General features: G+C 32.7%; 15 protein-coding genes. 5 read left to right on the top strand and 10 right to left on the bottom strand.

Annotation, left to right across the window (positions count from 1 at the left end; genetic code table 11):
* Nucleotides 1-98: 98 nt before the first annotated feature.
* The 5 genes from HMPREF2597_RS07155 to HMPREF2597_RS07135 form a co-directional block, all read right to left on the bottom strand.
* The gene (locus HMPREF2597_RS07155; protein WP_002478164.1) at nt 99-1847 is read right to left on the bottom strand and encodes an ATP-binding protein; all 1749 of its coding nucleotides are present in this window, start codon (nt 1845-1847) and stop codon (nt 99-101) included.
* On the bottom strand, nt 1831-2556 hold the full coding sequence (locus HMPREF2597_RS07150) for a response regulator transcription factor (protein ID WP_002459064.1): 726 nt from the start codon (nt 2554-2556) through the stop codon (nt 1831-1833). Before HMPREF2597_RS07150 ends, HMPREF2597_RS07155 begins: the two co-directional genes overlap by 17 nt.
* A gap of 149 nt (nt 2557-2705) precedes the next feature.
* Nucleotides 2706-3443 carry a pseudouridine synthase gene (locus HMPREF2597_RS07145; RefSeq protein ID WP_002478163.1) on the bottom strand — a complete coding sequence of 246 codons (738 nt, stop codon included), beginning with the start codon at nt 3441-3443 and terminating at the stop codon, nt 2706-2708.
* Nucleotides 3444-3445: 2 nt separating this feature from the next.
* A complete protein-coding gene (gene scpB, locus HMPREF2597_RS07140; protein WP_012990840.1) occupies nt 3446-3979 on the bottom strand; it encodes an SMC-Scp complex subunit ScpB in 534 nt (177 codons plus the stop codon).
* Nucleotides 3972-4703 carry a segregation and condensation protein A gene (locus HMPREF2597_RS07135; RefSeq protein ID WP_002459061.1) on the bottom strand — a complete coding sequence of 244 codons (732 nt, stop codon included), beginning with the start codon at nt 4701-4703 and terminating at the stop codon, nt 3972-3974. The genes scpB and HMPREF2597_RS07135 overlap by 8 nt, the downstream gene beginning before the upstream one ends.
* A gap of 93 nt (nt 4704-4796) precedes the next feature.
* On the opposite strand from HMPREF2597_RS07135, the gene HMPREF2597_RS07130 reads away from it, so the two are divergent.
* Nucleotides 4797-5312, top strand: a complete 516-nt coding sequence (locus HMPREF2597_RS07130) for a DUF309 domain-containing protein (protein ID WP_002478161.1) — start codon at nt 4797-4799, stop codon at nt 5310-5312.
* A gap of 12 nt (nt 5313-5324) precedes the next feature.
* Here the strand turns inward: HMPREF2597_RS07130 and xerD are convergent, their stop codons facing one another.
* From xerD to HMPREF2597_RS07115, 3 genes are all read right to left on the bottom strand, one after another.
* Nucleotides 5325-6212: a site-specific tyrosine recombinase XerD gene (gene xerD / locus HMPREF2597_RS07125; RefSeq protein WP_002478160.1), complete on the bottom strand. Its 888-nt coding sequence runs from the start codon at nt 6210-6212 to the stop codon at nt 5325-5327.
* 38 nt (nt 6213-6250) lie between these two features.
* Entirely contained in the window at nt 6251-6715 is a 465-nt protein-coding gene (locus tag HMPREF2597_RS07120) for a ferric iron uptake transcriptional regulator (protein WP_002459058.1), read from the bottom strand.
* A 108-nt stretch (nt 6716-6823) separates the two neighbouring features.
* Nucleotides 6824-7366 carry an NUDIX hydrolase gene (locus tag HMPREF2597_RS07115; protein ID WP_002478158.1) on the bottom strand — a complete coding sequence of 181 codons (543 nt, stop codon included), beginning with the start codon at nt 7364-7366 and terminating at the stop codon, nt 6824-6826.
* Between the two features lie 83 nt (nt 7367-7449).
* On the opposite strand from HMPREF2597_RS07115, the gene HMPREF2597_RS07110 reads away from it, so the two are divergent.
* Nucleotides 7450-8358 (top strand): aldo/keto reductase, encoded by a 909-nt coding sequence (locus HMPREF2597_RS07110; protein WP_002478157.1) that lies wholly within the window; start codon nt 7450-7452, stop codon nt 8356-8358.
* A gap of 546 nt (nt 8359-8904) precedes the next feature.
* Here HMPREF2597_RS07110 and HMPREF2597_RS07105 read toward each other — a convergent pair.
* On the bottom strand, nt 8905-9660 hold the full coding sequence (locus HMPREF2597_RS07105) for an SDR family NAD(P)-dependent oxidoreductase (protein WP_002478156.1): 756 nt from the start codon (nt 9658-9660) through the stop codon (nt 8905-8907).
* 87 nt (nt 9661-9747) lie between these two features.
* Between HMPREF2597_RS07105 and proC the strand changes: the two genes are divergently transcribed.
* Nucleotides 9748-10560: a pyrroline-5-carboxylate reductase gene (gene proC / locus HMPREF2597_RS07100; RefSeq protein ID WP_002478155.1), complete on the top strand. Its 813-nt coding sequence runs from the start codon at nt 9748-9750 to the stop codon at nt 10558-10560.
* 87 nt (nt 10561-10647) lie between these two features.
* On the opposite strand, the gene rnz is transcribed toward proC, so the two are convergent.
* Nucleotides 10648-11571 (bottom strand): ribonuclease Z, encoded by a 924-nt coding sequence (gene rnz / locus HMPREF2597_RS07095; RefSeq protein WP_002478154.1) that lies wholly within the window; start codon nt 11569-11571, stop codon nt 10648-10650.
* A gap of 154 nt (nt 11572-11725) precedes the next feature.
* On the opposite strand from rnz, the gene zwf reads away from it, so the two are divergent.
* Together zwf and HMPREF2597_RS07085 are read left to right on the top strand one after the other, a co-directional pair.
* Nucleotides 11726-13210, top strand: a complete 1485-nt coding sequence (gene zwf / locus HMPREF2597_RS07090) for a glucose-6-phosphate dehydrogenase (protein WP_002478153.1) — start codon at nt 11726-11728, stop codon at nt 13208-13210.
* 141 nt (nt 13211-13351) lie between these two features.
* Complete coding sequence (locus HMPREF2597_RS07085) at nt 13352-14233, top strand: AraC family transcriptional regulator (protein ID WP_012990838.1); 882 nt, start codon at nt 13352-13354, stop codon at nt 14231-14233.
* Nucleotides 14234-14411: the final 178 nt, after the last annotated feature.

The raw sequence follows: 14411 nt of genomic DNA, 5'->3' as shown, positions 1-14411 counted from the left end.
TAATTTTAAATCATCTTTGTGCTATTATTTGCGGGTTTATGTCCCTGTCTGAATTCAGTGATATTATCTTTGATAAATTTTATAAATAAGCCTGAAGATTAAGGCTTCGGTAACTTGATTGTAAATGTTGTTCCCTCTCCAACGACACTTGATACAGTGATCGTACCTCCATGTTCTTCTATAATCATTTTACAAATGAATAATCCTAAGCCGGTTCCTTGTTTGCCACGTGTTCTGGATGCTTCAACCTTGTAAAAGCGATCAAAAACAAGATTTAAATGTTCAGGAGCAATACCACTGCCTGTATCATTTATGTGAAGCACATTGTACTTATCAGTATCTTCGCTAGTAATAGAAATTGTATCACCAGGTTGAGTATATCTTGTAGCATTATCAATAAGATTTGTGAGCACTTGATCGATTCGATCAGAATCGTAGTACCACAATGCGTCATTAGTTTCTGGAGTTAAGTACATATTTAATGATAAATCACTAGCTTGTTGTCTATACTTTGTTTGTATTTTGTTTAATAATGGTGCAATAGGTTGTATCTCTTTATTAACAGATAACCCTTCAGCATCCATTCTTGCAACATTGAGTAATTCATTAACTAAACGATTGAGCCTATTTGTTTCATCTAAGACAATTGATAATGACTCTTTAATTTCTTCTGGTTCTGTAACGATACCGTCAACAATTGATTCTGTATATCCTTGTAATAATGAAATAGGTGTACGCAATTCATGAGAAACATTAGCAATGAAATCTTTTTTCATTTGATCTAAGTTATGCTCATTAGTCATATCACGAATAATAACGACAATTCCACTGCGACCATCTTCTTGAATCTGAGGAATGTAACTCATAATGAAGACATAATAGCGTGTGTCAAAATCGTATTCTCGAAATTCTGTGCCTTTACTTGTAAAAGTATCTTCGATTTGGTCTTCAATTCGTTCATACATAGATTGATCAATAGTTGGTAAAATTTCATCTGCCATTTTATTTGATAATATAATGTCGCGATGATCATTGATACCTACAACACCTTCAGCCATTGAATTAATTAAACTATCACGAATATTTTTTGAGGTTGATAGTGCTTGAACATTTTCCTGAATTTCGAAACTCATGTCGTTTAATGCGCGAGATAGTTCACCAATTTCATCTTTAGTTGTTACAGATGAAATTTGAGAATAATCCCCTTTAGAAACACTTTTAGCCTGATTTCTAAGCTTTCTAAGTGGTTTAGTAATTCTATTAGATAGGAAAAAGGCGAAGACAGTTGAAATACCTAGGAAAATAATTGCAGTTATCAGAATAATAATCGTAATAGCGTTATTGGTATCTTCTATGGATTTTAAATCCTGATAAATAAAGACGCCACTATAATGACTGTGACTTCCCTTTTGAGCTTTCATAGGATAACCCAGTAAGATATAAGAACGAGAATGGTCATTATGTTTTAATGTTACATTTTGAGTTGCAGATTGACCTTTATTAAACACTGGAGAAAAGTGTTCGTTTTGATTAATCTCAGCCAACATTTGATTATTTAATTGTGACTCTTTAGCATTATGATGTGTTGACTTGTCTTTCATAATAATAACGCCACCAGAACCACTAATCAGTTTTTGGCTATGTTCAATAGCTAACTTTTTATTTTTAGATGTTTCAACAACATGACTGATTCTTTTGGCATCATCACGAATTGATTTTTCTGTTTGCTCAGTATAATAGTATTGAATAAAAGTTATTAATGCAGCACTTAATAAAATTAAAACTGTCGTTACTATAAAGATAATAGTTAACCACAGTTTTATTACAACACTATTTAGTCGGCTCATCGCTAGCTCTAACTTCAAATTTGTAGCCAACACCCCATACTGTTTGAATCATTTGTGCTGCATCTTCTGAAACACGATTAAGTTTTTCTCTTAAGCGTTTAACATGGGTATCAACAGTTCTTAAGTCACCATAAAATTCATAATGCCAAACTTCTTTAAGTAATTGTTCTCTATCAAATACTTTGTTTGGTGTTTTAGCTAAATATATTAGTAGTTCATATTCTTTGGGTGTTAAGTTAACTTGTTGATTATCAGCTAATACACGATGCGCATCATTATCAATAAGTAAATGATTAAATTCTATGATATCTCTCGCATGAGGCTCGCTTTGTTCGGCGCTTGTTGATTGTGTACGTCTTAATAGCGCTTTCACTCTTAAGACCACTTCACGTGGAGAGAATGGTTTAACAATATAATCATCAGCACCTGATTCGAATCCTTCAACTCGGTTAGTTTCTTCGCCTTTAGCAGTAAGCATAATGATAGGTGTATCTTTATGCTCCCGTAGTTTTGATGCGACCTCGATTCCATCCATTTCAGGAAGCATTAAGTCTAAAAGTATGCATGCATAATTGTGGTCCATGGCTAATTCATAGGCTTCTTTGCCGTCACTAGCCTCATGAATGTTAAAAGATTCTCTCTCTAAGTATAATTTGAGTAATCTTCTAATTCTGTCTTCATCATCTACGATAAGTATTTCCTTACTCATTAATTCATATACCTCCTACACATGCTATTTTCTTGTTTATTATAGCATATGGTAATTGTTAAATCTCTAATTTCAAATTTGATTGTGAAAAAATTAGCATGATTTTATAACCATAAAATTAACTTCAGCAAACTACATGTAACCGCTTACTAATTGCCGTTTTCTGCTTGATGACGTAATACTTTTACTTCATGAGGTGTTAATACGCGTCCTTCTCCAGCGTTAAGACCTTTTAAATTTAGTGAACCGAATTGTATACGTGTTAATTTATTAACGCTATGGCCAAAATGCTCAAACATACGACGTACTTGTCGATTTCGTCCTTCACTAATGGTAATCTCAACTAACGTTGTATTTTTGTCTTTATCTTGGCGTTTAATTTTAACAGTAGCGGGTTGAGTTAAACCATCTTCAAGTTCTATTCCTGCTTCAAGTGCTTTTACTTCTTCGCGCATAAGGTAACCTTTGAGTTTGGCAACATATGTTTTTGGTATATGGTACCGTGGATGGGTCATAAGATTAGTGAACTCACCATCATTTGTTAGTAGTAATACTCCGGATGTATCGTAATCTAAACGACCAACAGGATATATTCTAGTATCTAAGTCTTTAAAATAGTCAGTCACAACTGTTCTTCCACGGTCATCTGATACACTAGTAATGACTTGCGCTGGTTTATGAAACAGAATATATATTTTATCTTCTTGTTCCATTTTGATTCCTTCTACTTCAACTTGATCTGATGGTTTTACTTTTGTGCCAAGTTCAGTGACAACTTCTCCATTCACTTTGACTTTACCTTCAGTAATCAATGTTTCAGCTTTTCTTCTAGACGTATAACCACTATTAGCAATTCTTTTTTGCAATCGCTCTAGTTCTTTGCTCATAATCATTCTCCCTTTTGATTAACTAATTGACTAAAGAAATCTTCCATTTCTTCATCATCTTCTTCGGTAGTTGGTAAATCTTCTATTGTTTCTAATCCAAATACATTTAAAAATAATTCAGTTGTATACAAGTGATGGCTTCTTGAATGTTCAACATCTTTAGCTTCAATCATACCACGAGCAACTAATGTTCTAACAGCACCATCTGAATTAATACCTCGTATTAATTCAATATCACTACGTGTAATAGGTTGATTATAAGCAACGATTGATAACGTTTCCATTGCAGCTTGTGATAATTTCATATTTGACTTTTGTTGAACGAGTTTTTCAATATAATTAGCAGCATCTTTTTTTGTAGTTAATACATAAGTTTGACCGTAGTGATGAATTTCTAGTCCTTGAGATGAATAATTATCGATTAATTCAATCAATTGTGGTTTAGTAATGTCCAGTATCTCTAGTAATTGTTTTGTGTCAATACCTTCATCGCCAGCTGTATATAATAATGCCTCTAAGATTGCTTGTTTATCCAACTTGATAATTCACTCCCCTTACAATATCAATATCATCAAAATTTTGCTTTTGACTTATGTTTATTATGCCAGCCTTAGACATTTCTAAAATAGCAAGAAAATGCGTAACGACTTGTTCAATTGGTTCATGAAAAGTAAATAAGCTGAAAAAATTAAACGCTGTTTGTGTACGTAATCTTGTCGTTACAATTTCTGTTGCTTCTTCAATAGTGAATGTTTCTTTACTGATTTCTACAGTTTTTGGTGTGTGATACTCAACGCGATTTTTCACTCTTTGATAAGCAACAATCAGTTCTGTCAAATCAATGGTGTTTGATTTATCCCAACTTTCATTAGTTTCTAAATGAGATAAATCTGTCGGATGTTTTGTAAAGTAGAGATCTCGTTCTGCTTTCATACTATCAAGTATTTCTGTATATTCTTTATAGTTTTGATATTCAATTAGTCTACCTACTAAATCTTCACGTGGATCTTCTTCAAATTCTACATGATCATCTGATTGAGGTAGAAGTAATTTACTTTTAATCATTAAGAGTTCAGAAGCCATAACGAGATATTCACTAGCAATATTAATTTCTAGACGCTTCATCGTATGTACATATTGCATATATTGCTCAGTTAATGTTTTCATTGGAATGTCATAAACATCTATTTCATATTTCTGAATTAAATGGAGCAATAAATCGAGTGGACCGCTAAAAGCGTCTAATTTTACTTCATACATTTTTATCTACCTCATATTGCATCTATTGTGCATATTTATCAAAAATATTATAGCATGAATAGTAGATATATTTAAAATGAAGGATGTATTTATTTGGAAAAAGCACTTATTGAATTTTTTTATCAATTTCACAGACATCAACATTACTTTTTATGTCATGATATTTTAGAAGATGCATGGAAAGAGCAACCATCATATTCAAAGCAAGATGCTATTGTGAGTTTAATTTTATTTACAACAGCTTCATATCACCATAGACGACATAATTATAAAGGTGCTTTAAAAAGTTATAAAAAAGCACTAGTTACGATATGCAATGCGGTAGAAACACATCAATTACCATTAAACATTGAAGCATACCAACAGCTAATAGAAGAGAAAATTTATCAGGTTACAAAGCAGCATGAGTTTATTCCTATCTATTTGCCTATGACGTCTGAAGCAGAATTAATCGTCAAACGTTTTCATTCAGATTATTTCTTTGAACCAGAAACGTTAACCGATGACTATATTATTCATCACCATAAATTAAGAGATCGCTCTGCTGTAAACCAAGCTAGAATATTAGCTAAAAAGAAAAAGAGTCATAATAAAGATTTTAGTGACTGACATTAATCTTTATTATGCCCTTGGATGATATTGATTATATATTTGCCTGATTTGTGCTTTAGAAACATGAGTATATAATTGCGTAGTTGATATGTCTGAATGTCCAAGCATTTCTTGAACTGCTCTTAAATCAGCACCGTTTTCTAATAAATGTGTTGCAAATGAATGTCTTAAAGTATGTGGCGTTAATGTTTTCGTAATATTTGATTTTATGCCATATTGTTTAATCATTTTCCAAATACCTTGTCGAGATAATGGTTTACCATGCATATTTAAAAACAATACATTCGTAACCGTGCTTTTAAGCAATTGTGGTCGAATCTCTTTCATATAAGTCTTTAAATAATCTATGACAGTATCACCTAATGGAATAATGCGTTCTTTATCACCTTTACCAAACACACGTACAAAGCCCATAATGACATTAATGTTTTCTATTTCAATATGCACGAGTTCGGAAACACGCATACCAGTTGCATACATTAATTCAAGAATTGTGCGATCTCTATAGCCATTTTTTTTAGATAAATCTGGCGCTTCTAATAAACGTACAACTTCATCTATTTCAAGAACATCAGGTAATTTTTTCTCGTATTTCGGTGTTTCAAGTAATACAGTTGGATCTTTTGCGGCATACTTTTCTCGTAATGCAAATTGATGAAAACTTCTAATAGTTGAAATAAAACGAGCTAACGATTTAGCCGAACTTCCTTGATCAATTAAGTAACCTAAACACTCTTGTATCGTTTGACGGTCTATAAAGTCGATATGTTCAATATGTCGTGTTTCAAGATAAAGTTTATATTTATCTAAATCTCTACGATAGGCACCAATCGTATTTGGACTTAATCCCTTTTCAATTTGAATAAATTTTAAATATTCTTCTATGATTGTATTCATGTCATAACCTCTTTAAAACGGGATGTAACAAAGTGTCTTTAAGAGGATTTGTTATCTCCTTTACCTTTAGCTTGACATTCAGCACATATGCCATGAAATGTTAAGCGATGATCTAAAATTTTAAAATTAAATTCAGTTTCCACACGTTCTTCGACTTGTGGTAATAAATCTTCTTCAATTTCATCAACACGACCACACTCCATACAAACTAAATGATGATGAAAATGTTTAGCACCTTCTTTTCTTAAATCGAAGCGGGCAACGCCGTCACCAAAATTAATCTTGTCTACTACTTTTAATTCTGCTAATAATTCTAACGTACGATAGACAGTGGCTAACCCAATTTCTGGAGCACGATCCTTTACCTTCAAATATACATCTTCTGCACTTAAATGGTCCTTTTCATTTTCAATTAAAACGCTCACTGTTGCTTCACGTTGAGGTGTTAATTTATATGAAGATTGTTGTAATTGTTGCTTCACGCGATTTAAACGGTCTTCCACGGAAGCTTCACCCCTCTACTAAAAATTATAATCATTTTAATCTATACTGATAAAATTCTCATTTATAAAGTACCAATATTATCAATAAAACGCAAGTAAGACTGCTTATTATTTAGAATTATTATAATGTAGCAGTAAATATTGTAGTGCGATGATTGTTTTTGCATCGGTGATTTCATTAGTTGCTAATCGTTGGCTTATCTCTGTTAAAGGTATTTTATGTAATTCGACAAATTCATCATCGTCTAAATGCATCTTGCCAGGTGATAATTTGTCAGTAAAGTAGATAGATAATTTTTCATTTGAAAAGCCAGGAGAACCATACATATCCGTTATATGCACAAGATGTTCAGCAACATACCCTGTCTCTTCAGACAATTCTCTTTTAGCTGCACTTTCAAGTTGCTCTCCTTGTTCTAATTTACCAGCTGGAATTTCTAGTAAAGGTTGCTCAATTGGCTTGCGATATTGTTTAACTAATAAAACTTCATTCTCAGGGGTCACCGCACATACTGCTACGGCACCATTATGATAAATAAGTTCACGTTTGGCTCTTTTGCCATTCGGTAATTCCACTTCATGAAGTTCCAGGTCTATGATTTTCCCATTATAAATAACTGTTCTATCAATGGTCGTTTCTGTAAAGTCCATTATTTATTCACTCCTCTTTCATTTAGATGGATATATTGATAAGATAAATGCGTTAATTAAAGTGTATCGAAAGGAGCTAGGACATGCAAAAAAATATTTTAAAGAGTGGCATAGAAATTTCTGAATTAGGTTTAGGTTGCATGAGTTTAGGAACAAATTTTAAAACTGCTCAATCTATTATTGATTGTGCTATCGAGCATGGTATTACTTACTTTGATACGGCTGATATGTATGACCGTGGAATGAATGAAGAACTTGTAGGGAAAGCACTTAAAAAATACCATAATCGTGGTGATATCATCGTTGGTACAAAAGTAGGTAACCGTCTATTAGATAATGGTCAGACAACTTGGGATCCTTCTAAGAAACATATTAAAGAGGGCGTGAAACAATCGCTGAAGCGTCTAAAAATGGAACATATTGATTTATATCAATTGCATGGTGGGACTATCGATGATCCTATAGATGAAACGATTAGTGCCTTTGATGAATTGAAGCAAGAAGGTATCATACGTTCATACGGTATTTCATCCATTCGTCCAAATGTTATTGACTATTACTTGAAGCATAGTCAAATTGATACAATTATGTCGCAATTTAATCTGATAGATAATCGCCCAGAACGCTTATTAGAACAAATCCATGCAAAGCAAGTTAAGTTACTCGCTCGTGGCCCCGTATTTAAAGGATTATTAACTGCTAATAGTATTGATGTATTAGATAGTAAATTTCAAGAAGGTATATTTGATTATACGCATCATGATTTAGGTGAAACAATTGCTTCTATTAAAGAAATTGATAATAATTTAAGTGCGTTATCATTTAACTATTTAGTGTCACATGATGCATTAGGATCTATTATTGTTGGCGCAAGTTCAGTGAAGCAACTTGAAGAAAATGTGCATAATTATTTAATTAAACTTAGTTTAGACAAAGTTAAAGCAGCGCGTCATCGTGTAAAAAATATAGAATATACGCAGCATTTAACTTAGGAAAACAGCTTGGACATCAAAAATAAAATATTAGCGCAAAGAGAGCGGAACAGAATTTATTATAAATTCGTAGTCCTGCCCTGATAAGGTTGACTAGGATTGAAAATATGTTTAAATCAAGCTTTTTTCAATCCTAGTCAACTATTGCCAATATTAGTTCATAAGTTAAGACATCATGATGTCCCAGACTTTTTGCGCTTCTTTTATATTCAACACTTTGTATTTTATTGGTTCGTCTTCATAGGGCGCAGTCTCATCCTCCCCACCCCAACTTGCTTTGCTTGGTGAAATGCTTTTTGCATTTCTCTTTGTTGGGGCCCCGGCACTGTTTTCTCATGAGTTTTGTTATAAATATTATGTATTTACATGTCATTTTACGGTGAAGTGCTTTTAAAAAAGTATGGCGCTTTTGTATCATTTAATATTCGTTAATAAACGCAATGAATGAGGTGCCTTATGAATAAGAATAATGACATGAAGCAACATATGTTATCAATAGAAATATCAGTTTTAATATCTTTAATGTTTAGCCTACAAATTATTTCATTACATTTTATTTTTAAATAATGGTGCAAAAATACGTTCAAATGTTCTTGGAGCAAGTTGATATATTTTGAGCATTTGATGCATCCATGTCGGTTGATTTATTTCTTGCTCTTTTCTAATTATGCCTTTAATAACTCGGTGTGCTAACTGTTCAGGTTCAATCATTAGACGACTATACTTTGTTGCATATGTCATCGTGGGGTCTGCTTTTTTATGAAATGGCGTTCGAATCGGACCAGCATTAACAACCATAACATGTAATTCAGGTGATTCTATTCTTAATGCGTTTAACGAAGCGTTTAAAGCTGCTTTAGATGCACTGTAATGTGCGGCATGTGCTTGAGTAACAAAAGCAGCTTGGCTTGAAATAGCTACGATTGACGCCCCATTAACTAAATAAGGTGCTAAACCATAAAAGAGCAAATGAAATCCAAGTAAATTAACTGCATAAGTTTCTATCATTTCCTTATTTGAATGAGCGGCTATAGATTTAAAGTAACCTAAACCTGAGCTATAAATAATGCCATCAATAGTTTCTGACCATTGAGAAGTAAGTGCTATAATGTCATTTTGTTGTTCTAAATCACAACATATTGTTTGAATATGTCCTTTGTATTTATTTAACGACAATGATTGATACTTCTCTATGTCTCTTATGATTAAGGTCACTTTTGCGCCATGACTTAGCAATGCTTTTACAATTTCTAAGCCTAAGCCACTTGTTCCTCCAGTTACAACATAATGTTTACCTATCATTTTGTTCTCCTTTTAGTATCAATTTCGACCATATTTTATAGTTATGTTACTATGTATCTATCAAAAGGGGAAGGAATTGATATAGTAATGAAACTTGTTTTTTATGGTGCAGGTAATATGGCTCAAGCTATTTTCACAGGTATTATTAATGCAAATAAGTTAGAATCAAATGACATTTATCTTACGAATAAATCTAATGAAGAGCGCCTTAAAACATTTTCAACTCGCTTAGGTGTTGAATATAGTTATGATGATGCAGCTTTATTAAAAGGTGCAGATTATGTTTTTTTAGGAACAAAACCACATGATTTTGAAACTGTTGCCAAACGCATTCGTCCATATATACAAGATAATAATCGCTTTATATCAATCATGGCAGGACTGCCTATTGATTATATTAAACAGCAACTTGAAGTTAATCAGCCAGTAGCGCGTATCATGCCTAATACAAATGCGCAAGTGGGTCATTCAGTCACAGGTATTAGCTTTTCAAATAATTTTGGACCAACTGCTAAGCAAGAAGTGATTGATTTGGTAAACGCCTTTGGTTCTGTAATAGAAGTTGACGAAAGTCATTTACATCAAGTGACAGCAATTACTGGAAGTGGTCCAGCTTTCCTTTACCATGTATTTGAACAATATGTCAAAGCCGGGACAAATCTTGGTTTAGAGAAGCGTCAAGTAGAAGAATCAATCCGTAATCTTATAATTGGTACGAGTAAGATGATTGAACGTTCAGATTTAAGTATGGAACAGCTTAGGAAAAATATTACATCCAAGGGTGGTACTACGCAAGCAGGGTTAGATGCGCTTGCAGAGCATAATATATCGGGTATATTTGAAGACTGTTTAAATGCGGCTGTTAAAAGAAGTATAGAATTATCTAAAAATGATAACTAATACAATTAAAACATTAAATAGAGTAGCATAGAAATCTTTAAGTTAAACTGATTTTCTGTGCTACTCTATTTTATATATTATTTATTTTTATTCAATTTTGAAAGTGTCGAAATCGTTTACAAATATGAAATTAGGTACATTGTCTTGCTGCAAAAGATGATTATAAATGTGATGAATATCCTCTTTATTATAGCGATTACTCATATGAGTGATTAATGTTTGCTTAACATGTGCCTGATGAATAAGCTGAAATACATCATCTATATGACTATGATGATAGTTATTTGCTAATGCTTTATCCCCTTCTATGTATGTAGCTTCATGAATCATTAACTGAGCGCCCTGTGCTATGATTTTCTCGTTGGCACATGGCTTAGTATCTCCAAATATTGCTATGATTGGACCTGGTTTTGCTAATCCTTTAAAGTCTTGGGATTTATAAATAATATTATTAAATTCAAATGTATCGTTATCCTTAACTTCTTGGTATTTAGGACCTGGCTCAAGTCCGAGTGCTTTCAAAGCTTCGACATTAATTTTACCTGGTGTTGTAGGCGCTTCAACTCTGTAACCATAAGATACAATGCCATGGTTTAGAACCTTTGCAGTTACCTTAAACCCATTATGATGATAACTAAAGCCATCGTCGATTTCTATAAAAGTAATTGGATAATTCAAGTGAGATTCAGATAAGCTTAAAGTTGTTTCAACAAATGCCTTGATTCCATGAGGACCAACCAAAGTTAAAGGTTTACTTTCTCCTCCTTGAAATGAGCGACTTGTTAATAAACCTGGTAATCCAAAAATATGATCGCCGTGCATATGCGTTATAAAAATATGATCAACTTTACCGAGTTTAATGGAATGATGTAAAATTTGATGTTGTGTTCCTTCGCCTACATCAAATAGCCATATTGAATTAGAGTAAGGTTCCAAATTTAAAGCAATTGCTTGTGTATTTCTTTCTTTTGTAGGCAAGCCTGCGCTCGTACCAAAAAACGTTACTTCCATGCATATGCCTCCTTTACTTCAATATATTTTATCATAAGTAATGACAATTGTTATAATAAGAAATAAAGTATAATATAAGCAAAAAGATATGAATACCTGTCCCTTTTATTTTATAATAAGAAAATCATATCCCTAAAGAATTGAGGTTTTGATCTTGAGTACAAAAAACAAACATATTCCTTGTTTAATTACAATTTTTGGAGCAACTGGTGATTTAAGTCACAGAAAGCTTTTCCCATCTCTTTTCCATTTATTTCAACAAAATAATCTTGATGAACATATTGCTATCATCGGAATTGGTCGCCGAGATTTAACAAATGATGAATTTCGTCAACAAGTTGCATCTTCTATACAGCACCATGTAGGCAATACAGACTTATTAGATGAATTTATGACGCATGTCTATTATCATCGTCATGATGTCAATGATGAGGCAAGTTATCAATCGTTGTTAACTTTTTCAAATGAATTAGATAAGCAATATCAATTACAAGGTAATCGCCTATTCTATTTAGCTATGGCACCTCAATTCTTTGGTATTATTTCAGATTTCTTAAAAACATCTGGTCTTACTAATACACATGGTTTCAAACGTCTAGTTATAGAAAAACCATTTGGCAGTGATTTGAAATCTGCAGAATCTTTAAACAAACAAATTAGAAGATCGTTCAAAGAAGAAGAAATATATAGAATTGATCATTATTTAGGTAAAGATATGGTGCAAAACATTGAAGTGTTAAGATTTGCCAACGCGATGTTTGAGCCTTTATGGAATAATAAATATATTTCAAATATTCAAGTAACATCATCAGAATTATTAGGTGTTGAAGATCGTGGAGGATACTATGAATCAAGTGGTGCATTAAAAGATATGGTGCAAAACCATATGCTTCAAATGGTGGCTTTACTTGCCATGGAAGCACCTATTAGTTTAAAAAGCGAAGATATACGTGCCGAAAAGGTAAAAGTATTAAAATCTTTACGTAAATTAGAGCCAGAAGAAGTTAAACAAAACTTTGTACGTGGCCAATATGGTGAAGGTTATATTGATAATAAGCCAGTTAAGGCTTATAGAGATGAGGATCGAGTAGCAAATGATTCTAACACGCCAACGTTTGTGTCAGGTAAATTAATGATAGATAACTTTAGATGGGCTGGTGTACCGTTTTATATCCGTACAGGCAAACGTATGAAGTCAAAAACAATTCAAGTTGTAGTTGAGTTTAAAGAAGTTCCAATGAATTTATATTATGAATCAGATAAGCTGTTAGATTCTAACTTATTAGTCATTAATATCCAACCAAATGAAGGTATTTCACTGCATTTAAACGCTAAAAAAAGCATCCAAGGTATCGAAACTGAACCAGTTCAACTATCTTATGCAATGAGTGCTCAAGATAAAATGAACACAGTTGATGCGTATGAAAACTTACTTTTTGATTGTCTAAAAGGAGATGCGACTAACTTCACGCATTGGGAAGAATTAAAATCAACATGGAAATTTGTCGATATCATTCAAGAAGAATGGACATTAAATGACCCTGTATTTCCTAATTATGAATCTGGAACTAATGGTCCGCTTGAAAGCGATTTATTATTAAGCCGAGATGGTAATCACTGGTGGGACGATATTCAATAAAAACATAAAGAGCAGCATATCGTTTTATGTATTCGAGTGCTGTTCTTTTATTTTTAAATTAATGTGACCGTAATTGGTGTATATTTAGTGAAATTATTGTAAAATATAATGTAATGATTGAAATTTATTGGAGTGAAAGTTTTGGACGTTATTAAGCAGCTACAACAGGCCATTGTTTATATTGAAGACCGCATTACCGAGCCGTTTAATTTGCAGGAATTAAGTGATTACGTTGGTCTTTCACCTTACCATCTCGACCAATCATTTAAAATGATTGTGGGTTTATCTCCATCAAATTATGCTCAAGCAAGAAAAATGACACTTGCAGCAGAAGATATGATACAAAATTCATCACGTCTTGTTGATGTTGCAAAAAAGTATCAATATGCTAATGCAAATGATTTTGCAAATGATTTTAGTCGTTTTCATGGTCTCTCACCTATTCAAGCATCTACTAAAAAAAATGAACTTAAAATTCAAAAAAGAGTATACATAAAATTATCTACAACAGAGCGTGAACCATTTCCCTATAGATTAGAAGAAACCAGCGATATTGCGCTGGTTGGGCATGCACGATATATTAATACAAACCAACTATCCAATCCATTTAATGTTCCAGACTTTTTAGAAGATTTATACCTTGATGGTAAGATTAAAGATTTATTAAAGTATAATAATATAAGCCCTTATGAATTATTTGTCATTAGTTGTCCTTTAGACAACGGGTTGGAAATATTTGTCGGCGTTCCAAGTGATCGATACCCGATGCATTTAGAAAGTAGACGCTTACCTGGTCGTCATTATGCAAAGTTTAATCTGCACGGTGAGATAGATTATGCTGTAAATGAAGCATGGCATTTTATTGAAACGAGTTTGCAATTAACATTGCCTTATGAACGAGATAGCCTTTATGTCGAGATATATCCACATGAGATATCTTTTGAACAGCCAACTAAAATTCAACTTTGGTTACCAATACAACAAGAAACATATCATGTAGATTCAGAAGATGAAATAGAATAATGTGACAAACGACAAGTCTGGGACATAAAGTTCTTGGACAAATAAAAAAGCAATTTCTATTGAAAATAATATAGGAACTGGCTTTTTTAAGTATGTTGATGTGAAATTACGTATAAATGAGATGTATTTTTGCAAGACCCTTTGCGGTACAGAATTCATAATGAATTCGTAGTCCCGC

Source organism: Staphylococcus sp. HMSC063A07, assembly GCF_001836955.1.
Lineage (GTDB): Bacteria > Bacillota > Bacilli > Staphylococcales > Staphylococcaceae > Staphylococcus > Staphylococcus lugdunensis.
This window is presented reverse-complemented; position numbering and strand designations above follow the sequence as displayed.

Coding starts and splice junctions, on each gene's coding strand:
- HMPREF2597_RS07110 (WP_002478157.1), top strand. CDS start 7,450: ATGCAAAAAAATATTTTAAAGAGTGGCATAGAAATTTCTGAATTAGGT.
- xerD (WP_002478160.1), bottom strand. CDS start 6,212: ATGAATACAATCATAGAAGAATATTTAAAATTTATTCAAATTGAAAAG.
- HMPREF2597_RS07135 (WP_002459061.1), bottom strand. CDS start 4,703: ATGTATGAAGTAAAATTAGACGCTTTTAGCGGTCCACTCGATTTATTG.
- proC (WP_002478155.1), top strand. CDS start 9,748: ATGAAACTTGTTTTTTATGGTGCAGGTAATATGGCTCAAGCTATTTTC.
- HMPREF2597_RS07155 (WP_002478164.1), bottom strand. CDS start 1,847: ATGAGCCGACTAAATAGTGTTGTAATAAAACTGTGGTTAACTATTATC.
- rnz (WP_002478154.1), bottom strand. CDS start 11,571: ATGGAAGTAACGTTTTTTGGTACGAGCGCAGGCTTGCCTACAAAAGAA.
- HMPREF2597_RS07150 (WP_002459064.1), bottom strand. CDS start 2,556: ATGAGTAAGGAAATACTTATCGTAGATGATGAAGACAGAATTAGAAGA.
- HMPREF2597_RS07145 (WP_002478163.1), bottom strand. CDS start 3,443: ATGAGCAAAGAACTAGAGCGATTGCAAAAAAGAATTGCTAATAGTGGT.
- HMPREF2597_RS07115 (WP_002478158.1), bottom strand. CDS start 7,366: ATGGACTTTACAGAAACGACCATTGATAGAACAGTTATTTATAATGGG.
- HMPREF2597_RS07105 (WP_002478156.1), bottom strand. CDS start 9,660: ATGATAGGTAAACATTATGTTGTAACTGGAGGAACAAGTGGCTTAGGC.